14 protein-coding genes and 3 pseudogenes are annotated in these 16,116 nt (G+C 67.2%); 5 read left to right on the top strand and 12 right to left on the bottom strand.

Annotated elements, in window-relative coordinates:
- The 5 genes and pseudogenes from ACWDU1_RS16270 to ACWDU1_RS16250 all read right to left on the bottom strand — a co-directional run.
- Positions 1-494, bottom strand: a 494-nt coding sequence (locus tag ACWDU1_RS16270; RefSeq protein ID WP_449999257.1) for an AMP-binding protein, incomplete at its 3' end; no start/stop codon positions are given.
- Complete coding sequence (locus tag ACWDU1_RS16265; RefSeq protein WP_449999256.1) at positions 487-2,082, bottom strand: class I adenylate-forming enzyme family protein; 1,596 nt, start codon at positions 2,080-2,082, stop codon at positions 487-489. The genes ACWDU1_RS16270 and ACWDU1_RS16265, both read right to left, overlap by 8 nt.
- A gap of 370 nt (positions 2,083-2,452) precedes the next feature.
- A pseudogene (locus tag ACWDU1_RS16260) lies at positions 2,453-3,931 on the bottom strand (class I adenylate-forming enzyme family protein); the annotation flags it as partial.
- Positions 3,931-4,746, bottom strand: a complete 816-nt coding sequence (locus tag ACWDU1_RS16255; RefSeq protein ID WP_449999254.1) for an enoyl-CoA hydratase/isomerase family protein — start codon at positions 4,744-4,746, stop codon at positions 3,931-3,933. The gene ACWDU1_RS16255 and the pseudogene ACWDU1_RS16260, both read right to left, overlap by 1 nt.
- A gap of 77 nt (positions 4,747-4,823) precedes the next feature.
- Complete coding sequence (locus tag ACWDU1_RS16250) at positions 4,824-5,627, bottom strand: enoyl-CoA hydratase/isomerase family protein (RefSeq protein WP_449999253.1); 804 nt, start codon at positions 5,625-5,627, stop codon at positions 4,824-4,826.
- 118 nt (positions 5,628-5,745) lie between these two features.
- On the opposite strand from ACWDU1_RS16250, the gene ACWDU1_RS16245 reads away from it, so the two are divergent.
- Positions 5,746-6,468, top strand: coding sequence for a hypothetical protein (locus ACWDU1_RS16245; protein ID WP_449999251.1), 723 nt, complete (start codon positions 5,746-5,748; stop codon positions 6,466-6,468).
- Positions 6,469-6,485: 17 nt separating this feature from the next.
- Positions 6,486-7,382: an enoyl-CoA hydratase/isomerase family protein gene (locus ACWDU1_RS16240; protein ID WP_449999250.1), complete on the top strand. Its 897-nt coding sequence runs from the start codon at positions 6,486-6,488 to the stop codon at positions 7,380-7,382.
- Between the two features lie 227 nt (positions 7,383-7,609).
- Here ACWDU1_RS16240 and ACWDU1_RS16235 read toward each other — a convergent pair whose 3' ends face one another.
- Positions 7,610-8,083: an NUDIX hydrolase gene (locus ACWDU1_RS16235; protein ID WP_449999248.1), complete on the bottom strand. Its 474-nt coding sequence runs from the start codon at positions 8,081-8,083 to the stop codon at positions 7,610-7,612.
- Entirely contained in the window at positions 8,067-8,831 is a 765-nt protein-coding gene (locus ACWDU1_RS16230; RefSeq protein WP_449999246.1) for a hypothetical protein, read from the bottom strand. The genes ACWDU1_RS16235 and ACWDU1_RS16230 overlap by 17 nt, the downstream gene beginning before the upstream one ends.
- Before the next feature lie 203 nt (positions 8,832-9,034).
- On the opposite strand from ACWDU1_RS16230, the gene ACWDU1_RS16225 reads away from it, so the two are divergent.
- On the top strand, positions 9,035-9,298 hold the full coding sequence (locus ACWDU1_RS16225; protein WP_449999244.1) for a hypothetical protein: 264 nt from the start codon (positions 9,035-9,037) through the stop codon (positions 9,296-9,298).
- Between the two features lie 117 nt (positions 9,299-9,415).
- Here the strand turns inward: ACWDU1_RS16225 and ACWDU1_RS16220 are convergent.
- The 4 genes and pseudogenes from ACWDU1_RS16220 to ACWDU1_RS16205 form a co-directional block, all read right to left on the bottom strand.
- A pseudogene (locus ACWDU1_RS16220) lies at positions 9,416-10,108 on the bottom strand (TetR/AcrR family transcriptional regulator C-terminal domain-containing protein); the annotation flags it as partial.
- 27 nt (positions 10,109-10,135) lie between these two features.
- A complete protein-coding gene (locus ACWDU1_RS16215; protein WP_449999242.1) occupies positions 10,136-10,990 on the bottom strand; it encodes an enoyl-CoA hydratase/isomerase family protein in 855 nt (284 codons plus the stop codon).
- On the bottom strand, positions 10,977-12,188 hold the full coding sequence (locus ACWDU1_RS16210; protein ID WP_449999241.1) for a cytochrome P450: 1,212 nt from the start codon (positions 12,186-12,188) through the stop codon (positions 10,977-10,979). The genes ACWDU1_RS16215 and ACWDU1_RS16210 overlap by 14 nt, the downstream gene beginning before the upstream one ends.
- Positions 12,189-12,376: 188 nt before the next feature.
- Positions 12,377-13,162, bottom strand: coding sequence for a coniferyl-alcohol dehydrogenase (locus ACWDU1_RS16205; RefSeq protein WP_449999240.1), 786 nt, complete (start codon positions 13,160-13,162; stop codon positions 12,377-12,379).
- A gap of 157 nt (positions 13,163-13,319) precedes the next feature.
- Here ACWDU1_RS16205 and ACWDU1_RS16200 point away from each other — a divergent pair, with 157 nt between their 5' ends.
- Positions 13,320-14,555, top strand: coding sequence for a cytochrome P450 (locus ACWDU1_RS16200; RefSeq protein ID WP_449999239.1), 1,236 nt, complete (start codon positions 13,320-13,322; stop codon positions 14,553-14,555).
- A 40-nt stretch (positions 14,556-14,595) separates the two neighbouring features.
- On the opposite strand, the gene ACWDU1_RS16195 is transcribed toward ACWDU1_RS16200, so the two are convergent.
- Positions 14,596-15,414 carry an enoyl-CoA hydratase/isomerase family protein gene (locus ACWDU1_RS16195; RefSeq protein WP_449999238.1) on the bottom strand — a complete coding sequence of 273 codons (819 nt, stop codon included), beginning with the start codon at positions 15,412-15,414 and terminating at the stop codon, positions 14,596-14,598.
- 485 nt (positions 15,415-15,899) lie between these two features.
- Between ACWDU1_RS16195 and ACWDU1_RS16190 the strand changes: the two are divergent.
- A pseudogene (locus ACWDU1_RS16190) lies at positions 15,900-16,116 on the top strand (acyl-CoA synthetase); the annotation flags it as partial.

The raw sequence follows: 16,116 nt of genomic DNA, 5'->3' as shown, positions 1-16,116 counted from the left end.
GCGGTATGAGTTTCCTCGAGCGGTTCGGTGACGGCTTCGGCGGTGAATATGTGCCGGAGGGCGGGCAATTCGGGGTGGTGGATGGGTGCGGTGTCGATCGATTCGCCGAGCACGGAGCGGAGTCCGTCGAGGTAGCGGTGGCCGCGGAATTCGACCGTCGTGATGAGTACCTCCACGGCGGCGGCGCGTAGCTGGGCGATCAGTTCCGGCGGTTTCAGCAGGGTGCTCATCGGAACCAGGACCGCGCCGATCCGGGTGAGCGCGAGCGCGATCCGCACCCAGCCGACGCTGTTGGGGGCCACCAGCCCGGCCCGGGTCCCCTTGGTGATTCCGGCTTCCACGAACGCGGCGGCCAGCAGGCGGGTCGTGGCGTCGAGGTCGGCGTAGGTCGCCCGCGTATGGGGATCGATCACCGCCGGGTGCTGTCCGCGCTCGGCGGCGTGGCGGCGCAGCAGGGTATCGATGGTGTCGGTCGCCGCGGTGTGCTCAGGCATCGAAGGTCTTTCCGAGTCGCTGGATATCCACTTTGCCGCCGGGCAGCAGCGGCACCTCACCGGGCGGTAGCGCGGCGAAGCGGCGGGGGATCTTGTAGGCCGACAACTCCCGCCGCAGGCTTTCGCGCAGCGCGGTGCCGTCGACGGTGGCGTCCGGGGTGACGAGTACGGCCGCCACGATCTGGCCGCGGTCCGGGTCGGGCAGGCCGAGTACATGCGCGGGTGTGCCGGTGACCTTCGTGATGGCCTTCTCCACTTCGGCCGGTGCGACATTGGCGCCCGCGGTCTTGATCATGGCGCCGCGTCTGCCGAGGAAGTAGACGAAACCCTCGTCGTCCACGCGCACCAGATCACCGGTGTGGAACCAGCCGTCGGCGTCGAAACACTCCTCCCGGCCGCGGCCGTGGTAACCCTGCATCACATACGGTCCGCGGATGAACAACTCGCCGGTGGTGGCGTCGGTGCCGGTGCCGGGGTCGACGATCCGGGTATCGAATCCGGGTGCGGGCCTGCCGAACGAACCGCGCCGGTGTTCCGGCTGGACGGAGTCGTCGCCGCTGAGCAGTACCACGCTGCCCGCCTCGGTCATGCCGAGCATATTGTGCCGCAGCTCGGGGTCGGCGGGCCGTGCGTCGGCGGGCATGATCGCGTACAGATTGCCGCGGCGCATCGAGGACAGATCGCGGGCGGGGAAACTCGGGTGCCCGGCGAGGTGCGCGACCCCGGCCGCGAAACCGTTGGTGACCGTCGGTTTCTCGGCCTCCAGTAGATCGAGGGTGGCGCTCGCGTCGGTGGCGTCGGAACATACGAGTGTCGCACCGGAGAGCAGGGTCGCCAGCAGTGCGAAACCGAAGCCGCCGATCCAGAAGAACGGCGAATTGCAGAACAGCCTGTCTTCCGCGGTGAGGCGGCGGATCTCGTTGAGGTTGCGCTGATGGCCCAGTAGCGCGCCGTGGGTGTGTACGACGCCCTTCGGTGCGCTGGTCGAACCGGAGGTGTAGATGATCGACAGCGGATCGGCGGCGGCGACCGCCTGTTCCATCGCCGCGAGCAGTTCCTCGCCGACGGTGCGGGCGAGCCGGTCGAGTTCGCCGATATCGTGCGGTCCGGGGCCGGATCGGTGGCTTATCGTGATATGGCGCAGCTGTGGGACGGCCGGGCACAACAGCCGGTCGGTTACGCGCGGTGCCGTCCCGTGGAACGCTCCGGGTAGCGCCTCGGCCAGCCGGGCCACGTAATCGTGACCGCGATAGCCGTCGATCGACAGGAGTATCCGGATATCGCTGTCCACCAGCTGCCGGGTCAGCTCGCTCGTCGTGGCGAAGGTGGAGAAAGGCACCACCACGGCCCCGATCCGGGCGGCCGCGAACGCGGCGATCACGAAATCGGCCCCATTGGGGTACAGCAGGCCGATATGCGTGCCCTTACCGGCACCCAGTGCGATCAGCGCACGGGCGAGCCGGGCGGAACGAGCCTCCGCCCCGGCGTAGCCGAGACGTTCGCCATCACAGATCAGCAAGGGATGCTCACCACGGATGCTCGCCTGCCGGCGCAGCAGTGGGGCGAGGGTGTCGCTATCGGCCGGCACGGTTGCCCCCGTCGAGGTCTACCTGCCGCCCCTGGAACAATTCGGCGTACCCGGGAGCCGTGGGGTCGGCCCGGTCGTTGCCGGGGAAGACGTGATCGGCGACCACGTGCCCGGTGGCGTGCGGTAGACCCTCGCCCTCGCCAGGGACGGCGTCCGCGTTCTCGTGGGCAGTGGGGTCGGCGGACCTGTGCCCGGTCCGGCCGAGGGGCGGGTGCTCTGTGGGGTCGGCGGGTTCTTGCTCGGTGGGGTCGGCCGGCGCGTGCTCGGTGGGGCCGGAAGATTGGGCCTCGGTGGAGTGGCCGGGCGCGTTGCCCGCCGGGGGAATGGTCGCGTTTCCGTGCGCGGGGGCCTGTGCGTGCCGCGACGCGGCGGTTTCGAAATGACTCCGCACTGCCCGGAGGTCGGGCTTGCCCGAGGGGGTGCGGGGAATGGCTTCCACCACGGTCAGTTCCGTGGGAATCTCGTAGCGCGCCAGCCGGGTTTGCAGGAAGGTGGTCAACGCGCCGGGGGTTGCGTCCGCGCCGGGGTGCAGTTCCACCATCGCCACCGGTGTCTCGCCGAGCCGCTGGTCCGGCCGCCCGACCACCGCGGCGCCGCGCACCGCCGGATGACTTTCCAGGGCGCCGCGCACATCGTCGGGCATGATCTTGAAACCGCCCCGGATGATGGCCTGGTCCGCCCGGCCCAGGATCCACAGGAACCCGTCGTCGTCGATCCGGGCCAGATCGGTGGTGCGGACCCAGTCCGCTCCCGGTCCGAGCTGTCCCGGGACCACCTCGAGCAACCCCGCCTCGCCGGCGCCGAGCACCGTGCCGTGTTCGTCGACCACCCGCAGCCGGGCTCCGCCGGTCGCCCGGCCCACGCTGCCGCGCTTCGCCGTCCAGTGCCGTTCGTGATCGGGCAGCGTCCAGCCGGCCACGCCGCCGCCGAATTCGGTGGCGGCGTAGGAGGTCAGCACCGGGATACCGAATTTCTCGTAGAAGGCGTCGGCGTCATCGGCCGACAGCGGTGCCGTCCCCGAGGTGACGACGCGGATTCCGGCGAGGTCCTCGCGGCGCAGTCCGGAATGCAGCACCATCCGTAACGCCGCCGGTACCAGCGAGACCGCGCTCGGCCGGTGCGCGCGCACCGCTCGGACCCAGGACTTCAGCTCGAACCGGGGCAGCAGGACGAACGGCCGGGCTTCCGTCACGCATTGCAGCACCCGGAAGACACCGCCGATATGCACCAGTGGTGCGTTGACCACGGCGACCCCTTTGCGGGGCCGCGCCGGAGCGTCGGCCGCTGCCGGATCGGTCCCCATAATGCTGCGGGCCAGCATGTCGTAGCCGATGTCCACCCGTTTCGGCGGTCCGGTGGTGCCGCTGGTCAGCATGCGGACAGCCACCCCCGGTCGCGCCGCTTCGGTGTTCCGCGTGGTCGCCGTATGCCGGACCTCCGGCAGCGCGTCCGGACCCGGGATCGACACGACCGTGGTCTCCGGCGCCGGTACCACCAGCGAATCGAGGTCGTCGGGCGCGCCGATGAGCAGCGGCAGCCGAAGGGCGGCGATATCGTCGCGGGTCCGGTCGTCCCCACGCGACGGGTTGATCACCACCACGGTATCGCCGGCCAGCAGTACCGCCAGGAGCGCGGCCACGTGCTCGGGCCGGTTCCGCAGAAGAATCCCGATCGGCCGCGGCTCCCGGCCCGATTCGGTGACCGACCCGATGCGCTGGGTGAGCCCACCGATACGTCCCCACGAATACCAATGTTCGTCGAACTCCAGCGCGGGTGAATCCGGCTGCAATGCCAGGACATGGGCTATCCGCCGGCTCAGCGGGTGGGAGTGTAGTGCGGTATCGGTCATCAGCGGATCCTCGGTTCGGTCGCGGCGGGCGACCCGGCGGCCAGTTCGGATTTGCCGATCGGATTGCCGAGCCGGGTGTAGATGAGCCCGTGGTCGAGGGCCGCCCGGTAGGGCTTGTCGAGCGATTCCCAGATCGCCTTGACCGTGCCCTGGGTGGCGGCGGGCGGTTTGGCGGCGATGGTGGCCGCGATGCTGTGGGCGCGGGCCCATAGGTTTTCGCGGGCGACGACTTCCGACACCAGCCCGATCCGTAGCGCGGTCGATGCCGAGACCCGTTCGTCATTGCCCATCAGCGCCATCCGCAATGTCTCCCCGAGCCCGATCCGGCGCATGAGCCCGACCGGCTCCAACGCGGAAACCAGGCCCGCGGAGACGTGCGAATCGAAGAAGGTCGCCTCGTGCGAGCAGATCACCACATCGGATTCGTTGACGAAGTAGAACGCCCCCGCGGTGCACATCCCGTGCACCGCACACACCACCGGTTTCCACATCTTCTGCCATTTGGGGCTGAGCAGTTCGCCGGGATCCTCGTGATGCCAGACACTGGCCGGCTGTCCGTAGGCCGATTTGACGTCGAGTCCGGCGCTGAATGCCCGGTCGCCCGCCGCGCGGACGACGACGGCGTTGACCGAGTCGTCGAGTTTGATCGTGCGCCACGCGTGCCGGACTTCCTCGCACATCGTCCGGTTGAACGCATTCAGGCGCTCGGGCCGATTCAGGGTGAGTGTCGCGACACGTGCGTCCGAGTCGATATCGAGCAGGATCGTCTCGAATTCGCCTCTCCGGGCGTCTGTCGCAGTCTCCGTGCCGGTCACACCCGATGGCTCGGTGTGCTCGTTCGCCGGACCGGGGCTAGCGGCGTCCCGGGGCGCGGAATTCTTCGGCGGGCGGCTCATCTGCATTGCCAATCCGGCGTGCGCTTCTCGATGAACGCTTTCGGTCCCTCGAGTGCGTCCTCGGTGCGGGTGACGCGTTCCCGGAACGATTCGGCGAGTATTTCGGCCTCGTGCAGCGGGACGTTCAAGCCCTTGACGATCGCCAGGCGGGTTCCCCGGACCGCGAGCGGCGCGTTGGAATTGACGATTCCCGCGATCTCGTGGGCGCGTTCGAGTAGCCGATCGTGTGCCACGACCTCGGTGACCATCCCGAGTTCATAGGCGCGCTGGGCACTCATCCGCTCGTGTTTTCCCATCAGCGCCATTCGCAGCGCGACTGTGCGCGGCAGCACCCGGGCCAGGCGGACGACCTCACGGCCGGCGACCAGACCGATGCTGACGTGCGGGTCGAAGAAACTCGCCCGGTCCGAGGCGATGACGATATCGCCGGTGGTCACCCAGTCCAGCCCGGCGCCGCAGCAGACGCCGTTGACCGCGGTGAGCACTGGTTTGGTCATGGTCCGGAACGGGGGCGTGCCCTCCTGGGGCGCCTCCCATTGTTCATAGGTGGACAGGTAGGGCCGTTCGTTGATCACCTTGCCGTCGCCCGGGATGGCCTTGACGTCGGCGCCGGTGCAGAACGCTCGGCCCGCGCCGGTAACGATGAGCAACCACACCTTGTCGTCGTTCTCGGCCTCGTCGTAGGCGGCGCGCAGCTCGGTGATCATATGCGGGCTGAGCGCGTTGAGGGCGTCGGGCCGATTCAGGGTGATGGTGGCCGTGTGTCCGTCGACGACGTAGTCGATGGTGTCGAACGGCATGGTTCCCTCCTGGGCGGGCGGGGGACTGGAGTGCATACTGATATAGATACAGTAGACAATACCGTTGATCTTCTGCCAAGGTGTGTGCAGACCTATCGGCGACGAAAGCAAGGTTTCGATGGCCGCGAACGACATATCCGACCCCGAGCCCGCGGGAAAAACCCCGACGGGCCTGCGCTTCGGCGAACAACCGCTCGCGCAGACGGTTGCCGCTGCCGGCGCGTTGCGCCGCATCGCCGGATTGCTGATTTCCCTGGAACAGCCTCACCCGGCAGTCGGCACGATGATCGACAACCTCGACCGGTGGGAGCGGGAACTGGCCCTCGCGGCGCCACCGGACTCCGCGCCCCGCGTGGGGCCGAACGCGAGCGAGACCCAGCGTGTCTACCTCGATCACGCCTTCGACATCGGCGCGTACAACCCGTGTTTTCCCGAGTATCACTTCGATGTGCTCGGCCCCGACAGCGCGGCCGGCCGGATCAGCTTCCCCTTGGTGCACGAGGGCCCACCCGGGCTCGTACACGGCGGCTTCCTCGGCGTGTTCTTCGACGCGGTGGTCCAGCATCACAGTTGCGCTGTCGGCGTGACCGGGAAGACCCGGTCGATGAATATCGCCTACCGCCGGCCGACGCCGATCCTGGTGGAGCTCCGTTTCGATATCGACCGCGTCGTACACGAGACCGGTATCCGATCGACGGCCCGGCTCTGGCGCGACGACGCCCTGTTGTGCACGGCGGACGTCGAGACAGTCGCGGCCACCGCGGCGAAACTGGCCGGCACCCATTTCGGCCGCCGCCGCGCGCCCGACGGGCCCGCCCCGGCACCGCGACCCCACCCGTGAAGAGAAGAGGACTGCCGATGTCCGGCTCCAACGCCGCAGAAGGCCGAGTGCACTACGACGTCGATCCGGGCGGCCGGATCGTCACCATCACGCTCGACAACCCCGCGCGGCGCAATTCCTACAACGCCGCCATGCGTGACGAGCTGGCTCGGCATCTCGACCGCGCCGCCGAGGACGACGACATCATCGTCGTCTTGTTGCGGGGTACCGAGGGCGTATTCAGCACCGGCGCCGATATGAACAACGCCTACGGCTGGTACGGCGACCGCGCGGGTGGCGACGGGAAACCGGCGAAAAGCCGCCCGAGCCAGCGCCGCCGGCTGACCGTGGATCGGAAATCGTTCGGCTTCTACCATAACCTGATGGGCTATCCGAAGGTCACCGTGGGCGAGATCAGCGGATACGCACTCGGCGGCGGCTTCGAAATGGCCCTGATGACCGATATCTCGGTGATCGCCCGCGACACCAGGATCGGCATGCCGGCCACCCGCTTCCTCGGGCCGGCCCTGGGCAGCCTGCACCTGTTCTTCCACCGGCTCGGCCCGGTGCTCGCCCGGCGGATGCTGCTCACCGGCGATATCCTCACGGCCGGCGAGGTGGAACATCTCGGGGTGTTCACCGAGACCTGCGACCCGGCCGCTGTTACCGCCCGGGCCCGCTACTGGGCCGAGAAGGCGGCGAAAATGCCCGCCGACGGCGTGGTCATCGCGAAAGAGGCGTTCCGGCTGGTCGAACAGAGCCAGGCGTACCAGGGGGAAGAGGTCGCCAGTTACCTGTTCCACGCGTTCGGCACCAACCTCCAGTTCGCGCCGGGCGAATTCAACTTCGTCAAGACCCGCGCCGAACATGGCACCCGGGAGGCTTTCCGGCTGCGCGACGAACACTTCTATGTCCCGGATCCGGATCTTCCCTGATTCCGCAAGCGAATCCTGTGCGACACTTCTGGTCGTGTCGAGAATGCTTCGGGATCGGCCTCGATCCGGACGATGACGACCGATCGTGTATCACCTGGATTGGCGCCGGCGCGGAGGACTGCTCATCCTGTCTCGGCCGAGGAACAGAAATGTGCCTGTCCTGCCTGGGCGATCCTATGTGCTCCGAATACGGCGGCACCGGTTCGATTCCGTTGTGAGGCATGATGTCAGCCGAGATATGGCTTCGACCTTTGTTCGGAGTGATGCCGTAGCCGGAGCCGCACCGTCTCGTGCACGGGGAGTGTTCGGAGCTGGGCTGGAGTCAGGAACGCGACTTCGGTCGATTCCGCGCTGACCGTGATGGTCCCGCCGGTGACCCGCCCGTAGAAAGTGACGTTGAATTCTTGCCTGACCTCGCCGTCCGCGTAGGCGATCACATGTTCAGGATCGGTGTATATCCCCAGGATCCCGATTATTTCGATATCGAAGCCGGTCTCCTCTTTCGTTTCCCGGATCACGCACTGCTCCAGTGTTTCGCCGATCTCCATGGTCCCACCGGGAAAAGACCAGTTCCCCGAGTCGCTGCGGCGTTGCATCAGAACCGCGCCGTTGTCGTCGACTATCAGCGCCGAGCCTCCGGGAACCAGGCTGTTCGCCTCGGGCGCATCCGGGTCCCGGTAGTAGTCACGCCGTGATGCCATCGGAACCTACCTCTTGCAGGTGGGGGGTTACTGCTCCCCAGATCTGTTCGGTTTGGTCTTCGAACGAGGCGAACATACCGTGGGGAGACAGTTTGCGCAGATGCAGCGCCGGGTGCTGGTACCCACGGGCCCGGACCAGGTACGGGGTCACGATCATCTGGTCATCGAATCTGAATACCGAGTTGTACAGGTGCGTGGTGTGCAAGCCGATCCGGCATCCCGGCGCTGTGGCGAGCGGGCCGAGCATACTCAACGCATTCCGAATGCGTCCGGGTAACGTCCCCTGCATCTGTTCGAGCGCGTCGCGTTCCGCGACGTGCGGACAATCCGGATCGGCGAACGCGAGTCGGACGGTGGCACCGTCGCGGCACTTACCGGCGATCAGGTCGGAGGCATCCGACATCAACTCGAGTACGAACGGATAGGCGTATCCGATGATGTCTATCCGCTGAGTCGCGCTCGTCAGCAGGGAGATCCAGACGTCGTTCGGGATGTCGGCACGGTGCGCGTAAGCGGCTACGACCTCGGCTGTAGCAGGTGCTCCCGCGCTGAGGTCCGGCCGAGTTTGCGGCCATAGGGTGGACTCGGATTCGTGCAGCACACGGGCAACGTCGGCCCTGGTCCGCTTGTGCGGCACCCGCCCGGCCAGCCACCGATTCACGGTCTTGGCGTCGACACCGACCGCGGCGGCAAGTGTAGCCGAATCCATCTGTGCCCGAAGCATTGCCGATTCGAGGCGCTGGCTCATGCCCGAACCATACCGGGACATTCATATGGTTTGAAGTGTCCGGAGAAACGTCCCGGACGTAGTTCAGGTGTCTGTCCAGCGTCCATACGTTGATTCGCGACCCCCGTGGTGTGTGTCGGCGCCGCGCCACGGGGCGTCTGCCAACGATGTGAACCGAAGGGGAGACGATGCGGCCGACCGCGTTCGGATGGGTGGATGACGACGTGAGTACCGCGCCCGACTGGGATCGGGCGCGGGTTCGGCGATTGGCCGACCGTCTCGGCTATCGGATCATCTGGCCCGAAGTGCGTTCGGTGCTGCCGTTGGTGGACCAGGTGCGGAACGCGGGGGTCGACGCGGTGATACTGCCCGCGCCGGATCACCTCGGCGCGCTCGAACTGAACCGGGTGATGGACGTGGCCGACGTGGAGGTGGTCCTGCCGCGGCTGTCGTTCGCACGGTGGTACGCGGCCGGGACTGCGCGGTGACAACGCTCGGCTCGGCGGTGGCGGTCGGGCTGCCGGTCGCAGTGATCGTGTGGTCGGTGTTCTGGCCGGTGAACCGCCGGTAGCGCAGTAAACCGCGGCTCCTGGTCAGCGCTCGCCGTCGATCAGGCGGCCGACGTGGTCGAGGATGCACTGCAGGCCGTATTCGAAGTTGTGTTCGTCCGGTGCGCCCGATTTACGGCCCTTCGACATCGCCTGGGAGAGCAGTGGGGTCTTCTCCGGGTCGACCCGGATTTCCTCGTAGTAGGCGCGGGCCGAATCGCCGAGCTCGGAGTTCTTGTCGTAGAGCCGTTGCAATACCACCGAACCCCGGATGTGCAGGTTCACCGCCGAATAGGCATCGAAGGCCTGATCGACGGTCAGCCCCGCGTCCACCAGCGCCGCCACCGCGTGTTCCATCCCGAGGGCGCCGAGGCGGGCCGCGGGCGGGCTCAGCGCCGACCGGATGAGCACCAGATCGCACAGGATCGGGTTGCCGAGGAAGGCGTACCGCATGGTCCGGGCGTGATGGGTCAGCGAGTCACGCCAGTCGGCGGGATCGATGAACGGGGCGTCGAAGACGTGCCGGCTCAGGGCGCGATCGGTCATGGCGTTGAGCAGATCGTCCTTCTTCCGGAAATACCAGTAGATACTGGTGACTCCCACGTCGAGGTGTTTGCCCAGCATCGGCATGCTCAAGCCGTCGATCGAGACCTGCTCCGCGAGTTCGAAGGCTCCGTCGATGATGTCCTCGGGATTCAGCGAGCCACGCTCCCGCCGCCGGCGCTTCACACCGGTCGTTCGCCTGTTCACAGCGGCACCTCGTTTCTTCCCCGCGGATCAAGCACCCGCACCGGGTGTGCGGGTGTACACCGGCTCGCGCTTCTCGCTGAACGCCGCGAACGCCTCGATGACATCCGGGCAGGTCAGGTTGATGCGCTGGGCGTGACCTTCGCCGAGCAGCGCTTCGCGCATGGTGCGGTCGGCGCCGTCGTTCAGCAGGGACTTGGTTTGCGCGAGCGCGGTGGGCGGACCGGCGGCCAGCCGCGCCGCCGCCTCGTCGACGAAATCGTCGATGCCGTCCTCCGGGTGTACCCAGGTGACCAGCCCGAGCGACCGGGCTTCCGCGGCATCGATGGTGTCGGCGAACATGGCGAGCCGTTTGGCCTGCTGGAGTCCGATCAACCTCGGCAGCAGCCAGGATCCGCCGCAGTCCAGCGAGAGGGCCCGGCGGGTGAAGATCTGGCAGAACCTCGCTTCCGGGGTGGCGGCGACGAAATCGCAGCCGAGCGCGAGATTCCAGCCGGCGCCGACCGCGACACCGCGCACCTTCGCGATCGTGGGCACCGGCAGATCGTGCAACTGCAGCACCGCCTCGTTGATCGCGCGGATCTCCGCGGCGGGATCGGGAAACTCGTCCATCCCGGAGGCGTCGGCGATATCGGCGCCGGAACAGAAGGATCCGCCGGCGCCGGTGAGGACGACCGCACCCACCTGGCCGCCGTAGGTGATGTCACGGAGTTCGTCGCGCAGGGCGGACCACATCGCGCGGGTGATCGCGTTCTTACGGTGCGGCCGGTTGAACGTCAGCGTTCGCACCCGCCCGGTCTGATGGCTGAGCAGGACAGGCTCATCGGTCACGATACGGTCCTTTCCACTACCGCCGGGGCGGGACGGCGACTCAGGCGACGGCATCGAAGGTCACCGGGAGCACAGTGGGCGAGCGGAACGGCTGGCCGAAGATATGCGGATCGCCGTCATCTTTCAGCTCGAATCCGGTCAGGCGGGTGAGCAGGCGGTCCAGCGCGACGCGGGTCTCCATCCGTGCCAGGTGCAGGCCGAGGCAGGTATGGGCGCCGGCGGTGAAACTGATATGCGGGATGCGGCGGCGGTGGATATCGAATTCCTCCGGACGCTCCCACCGGTTCTCGTCCCGGTTGGCCGAGCCCAGGCACAGATCGAGGACCGCGCCCCGGGGGATCGCGACGCCGCCCAGTTCGGTGTCCTCGGTGACATACCGCTGCACCAGGGTGAGCGGGGTTTCGTAGCGAAGACCCTCCTCGATCGCCGGGGTGAGCAGCCGGCGATCGTCCTGCACGGCCGCGAATTGCTCCGGATGCTTCAGCAGCAGGTAGAGCAGGTTCCCGGACGACCGGTAGGTGGTTTCCAGGCCGGCGGGCAACAGTAGTCGCAAGAACGAGTAGATCGCCTCGTCGGTGAGTTTTTCGCCGTCTATCTCGGCGGTCACCAGATCGCTGATGATATCGCCGGTGGGGTGGCCGCGGCGTTGTTCGATATGCCCGAGGAAATACTCCTGTAGATCCTTGGATGCCTCGAGGGCGCGTCCGACGTTCCCCGCATAGCTGATGATCGCCACCGCCGCTCTGCGGAAGAACGGCAGATCCTCCTCGGGCAGGCCGAGCAGCCGGGCGATGACGCGGGTCGGGAATTCGAAGGTGAACTCACGGACCAGATCGGCATGACCGCGTCCGGCGAATTCGTCGATGAGCGCGTCGCAGATCGGCCGGACGATCTCGGGCTCCCAGGTGAGCAGCGACTGCGGTTTGAACGCGGCCGAAACGAGGCCCCGATGCGCTTTGTGCCGGGCACCGTTCATCGCCAGGATGGTCGGCCCCATGAAGACGCCGATCGTGGAATCGTAGAGGGCGGTACTGAATACCTGGCTGTTGCGCAGGGCGGTGTTGACCGCGTCGTAGGAGAACGCCGAGTAGCTTTCCTCGGGCCGCAGCGATTCCGGGGTTCTCGAGTAGTCCATCACGGTGCCGTGCGAAACCCCGTACTCGGCACGCCGGGCGGCGAAGTACGGGTAGGGGTCACGGAGGTCGAGGGTGCCCCCGGCCGGTGTCGATTCGTCCTGAACAGGGCTGTTCACAGCTCCACCTCCAGCGTCGTCGGGACCGTGCGAATCCGCGTTATTGAACTTACTGTAATGCATACAGTAAATGGCTACACCCGCATCGGCAATCTCCCGTGGGGCGACGGCTGCCCTCGGTGGCCCGGTAGATGGGCCGGGAAACCGCCGCCGACCGAGGGTGCCGCGCCGGCGCGCGGCGGTCGTGGTCAGAGTTGGATCGGCGCACCGGCGGTCATCGGCGCCACGAAACCGCCGTCCACATGGATGTCTTGTCCATTGATCCAGCGCGCGGCCGGTGAAGTCAGGAAGGCGATCACCGGGACGATATCGTCGACGCTCGCGTGCCGCCCCACCATGGTCTTGACCATGTCGAGGACATCCTTGCCCATGCTGGTCTCGAAATCGGCGAGTATCGGAGTCTCGGTGGGCCCCGGGCTCACCGTGTTGATCCGCACCCCGTACTTCTGCCACGCCGCCGGTGCCAGGCGCTTGGCATGGATGATCGCGGCCTGCTTCGATGTGCTGTACACCGGGTAGGCGGGATCCTGGGTGTCCTGCCAGGCCCGGACCGTTTCGAGATCGGTCGCGTCGAGAAGGCCGGCGAGTTCTTCGAGCCGCTGCTGCCAGCCGAGTGCCGCCACCGACGCGACGGTGACGATCGCGCCGCCCTCGCGCAGGCGTGGGAGCATGCCCTCGGTCATCAGTCGCATGCCGAGGTAGTTCACCGCGAGCACATCGTGGGCCGGGGCGGTGCCGGGGACGCCCGCGACGTAGGCGAGGGCGTCCCACTCCGAGCCGATGTGCTCCAGGAGTCCGTCGATCGCCGCGGCGTCGCGCAGATCGCACTGTTCGTGCCGGGTGGCCGGGGTGTCGTTCGGGCGGAGGTCCACGGCGAGGACGTGATCGCCCTGTCGGTGGTAGTGCTCGGCGGTCGCCGCGCCGATTCCCGACCCGGCGCCGACGACGACGATCTTGCGTTGCTCGGAAGACATGACTACCACCGCTCCAGTGCCCGGTATGACTTATAGAATGCTTGACAGTAAGCCTGACTATAAATCACTCTGGTGGTCGGCACAACGCGCCGGACCGGCCCTTGGGCGGCGGGTCCGAGCAGGAGCGACACGAAGATACGGAACGGAAGAGCCGCATATGAGCATGCCGATCGTCGACGACGCCGCGAAGGTACTTGCGGACCCGGCCGCCTACGCCGATGAGGCGCGATTGCACACCGCACTGAGCTCGTTGCGAGCGAATGCCCCGGTATCGCTGGTGGACGTGCCCCCCTACAAACCGTTCTGGGCGATCACCAAACACGCCGATGTGATGGCCGTGGAACGGGCGAACCGGGTGTTCACGAACTGGCCGCGGCCGGTGCTGATGCCCGCCGCCTCCGACGAGATGCAGGCCGCGGTCGGTATCAAGACGCTGATCCACATGGATGATCCCCAGCACCGGATCGTGCGCGCCGTCGCCGCGGACTGGTTCGGTCCGAAATCCATGCGCGCCATGGGGGAGCGGATCGAGCAGCTCGCCGTGCGCTATGTCGATCGGATGCGTGACGCGGGCGGGGAATGCGATTTCGTCCAGGAGGTCGCGGTCAACTACCCGCTGTACGTGATCATGTCCCTGCTCGGCGTCCCCGAAGCCGATTTCCCGCTGATGCTCAAACTCACGCAGGAACTGATCGGCAGCGACGACGACGAGTACAAGCGCACCATGTCGGAAACCGAGACGATGACGGCGCTGGCGGAAATGTTCGCCTACTTCAAGACATTGACCGATTCCCGGCGGGCGCATCCCACCGACGATCTCGCCTCGGCCATCGCCAATGCGACCATCGACGGTGAACCGCTGTCGGATATCGAGACCATGTCCTACTACGCGATCATCGCCACCGCCGGGCACGACACCACCAGCGCCACGATCGCGGGCGGTATGCGCGCCTTGATCGAACATCCGGCACAGCGTGCAGAACTGGCCGCCGACCCCGGCCTGATGCCGCGGGCCACCGAGGAGATGATCCGCTGGGTCACTCCGGTGAAAGCATTCATGCGCACGGCGGCGCAGGACGCGGAGGTCGGCGGCGTGCCGATCGCGGAGGGGGAGTCGCTGCTGCTGTCCTACGCGTCGGCGAATCGCGACGAGGAGATCTTCGACGACCCGTTCCGGTTCGATATCCACCGCGAACCCAATAAGCATGTGGCCTTCGGGTTCGGTATCCATTTCTGTCTGGGTGCGGCGCTGGCCCGGATGGAGGTCGGGAAGTTCTTCGCCGAACTGCTGCCGCGGCTGAAATCGGCCGAACCGGCCGGCGAGCCCGAATTGATCGCGACCACGTTCGTCGGCGGGCTCAAGCACCTGCCGATCCGCTACGAGCTGAGCTGAGGGTTGTGGTCCGGCCGGGGCGGCGGGCACCGCCGGACGGTCAGCGGCCCCGGAATTCCGGCGGCCTGCGCTCCCGGAAGGCCGCCAGACCTTCTTTGAAATCCGCCGTACGGCAAGCTAGTTCGAGGGTCAGCAGTTCATGGGTCAACGCTTGGGAAAGGGTCGCGTCCTGGTTGTCGTGGATGGCCTGTTTGCTCAGCCCCAGTGTCACGGTCGGCGCCGCGGCGAGCCGGTTCACCAGCGCGGCGCTGTGTTGCTCGAGCTCGCCCGGTTCGACCGCCTCGTGGATCAGTCCCCATTCCGCCGCCGTGCCACCGCCGACTTTCTCGCCGAGCAGCAGCATGCGTTTGGCGCGGGCCGGCCCCACGAGGCGGGGGAGCAGCCAGGTCGAGCCGGTATCGGGGCTGAAGCCACGGCTCAGGAACGGCTCCCAGAACACGGCGTCGGTGGCGGCGACGGTGAAATCGGCGGCCAGGGCCAGGTTGCAGCCCATCCCGGCGGCCCAGCCGCGCACGGTGCACACCACCGGCAGGTGGATGGTGTGCACCAGTTCGATCAGCCGGTTGGCGGTATGGGGGATGCGGCGTACCAGGTCGCCGGTGGGGGGACGGCGGCCGTCGGTGTTGGTGGCCACCCAGTCCACGCCGGAGCAGAAATCGGCACCGGCGCCCTCGATATGCACCACCCGCAGGCTTTCGTCGGTCGCCGCCCGGGTGAACGCGTCGACGAGTTCCGCGATCATTCCCGGCGTCAGCGAGTTGCGCCGGGCCGGTCGGTCGATGGTCAGTCGCAGTACCGGACCGTCCTGGTCGCGGTGGACCACTCCCTCCGCGGGTGGGTCCTGGGTGTGGGCGGTCACTGTTCTCCCCTGCATCTTCCGGGATATGCGCCGGGGTCCATCGGCGATACCGTTGAGCATACCGTAATACCATTTGGTGCAGGTCCGGATGACGTCGGCGGCCGTATCGTCGCTACCTTTCCGATCCGCTGCTGTGGTGCTGTGACGCCGCTCGGCGTCGATCTCGCCGGAGGGCCGGGTACGGCGCCGATGCGGGGCGGGCCGCACTTCCGGGCGGTCCGGCCGATGAGCCGGTGGGGTTTTCGATAAAGCTTGCACCAAGCTGTACTGATAGATATACAGTAGGCACAACTATTCAGTTGTGACAGGTAGCGCGGCAGCGTTCGCGCGTCCCCCGGCTCGGCCGGCGCGCTGTCCCGGACGAAATGAGAGGACCTGCCGATGAAGGCGATACCTCCACCGACGCTTCGGCCGACGACCGCAGATCATCGTTTCCGAGAAGACCGGGCCGTAAGGCTCGCGGTCCGTGTCTCCGGAGGTGCCCGGTGACCGAATGGAGCATCCCGGCCGTATTCGACGCGGTAGCGGAGGCGGCCGGAGACCGTGTCATGACCATCTGTGGTGACCGCCGGACCACCTTCGCCGAGTCGGCCCTGCTGACCCGCCGGTTCGGCAGCTTCCTGGCCTCCCGCGGACTCGGCGCGCAGACGCCGCGTGCGGGGTTGGATCGCTGGGAATGCGGCCAGGACCGGGTCGCGCTCA

It is taken from the genome of Nocardia sp. NPDC003345, assembly GCF_053589395.1.
Note: the sequence above shows the minus strand (reverse complement) of the source record. Positions and strands in the feature narration are given on the sequence as shown.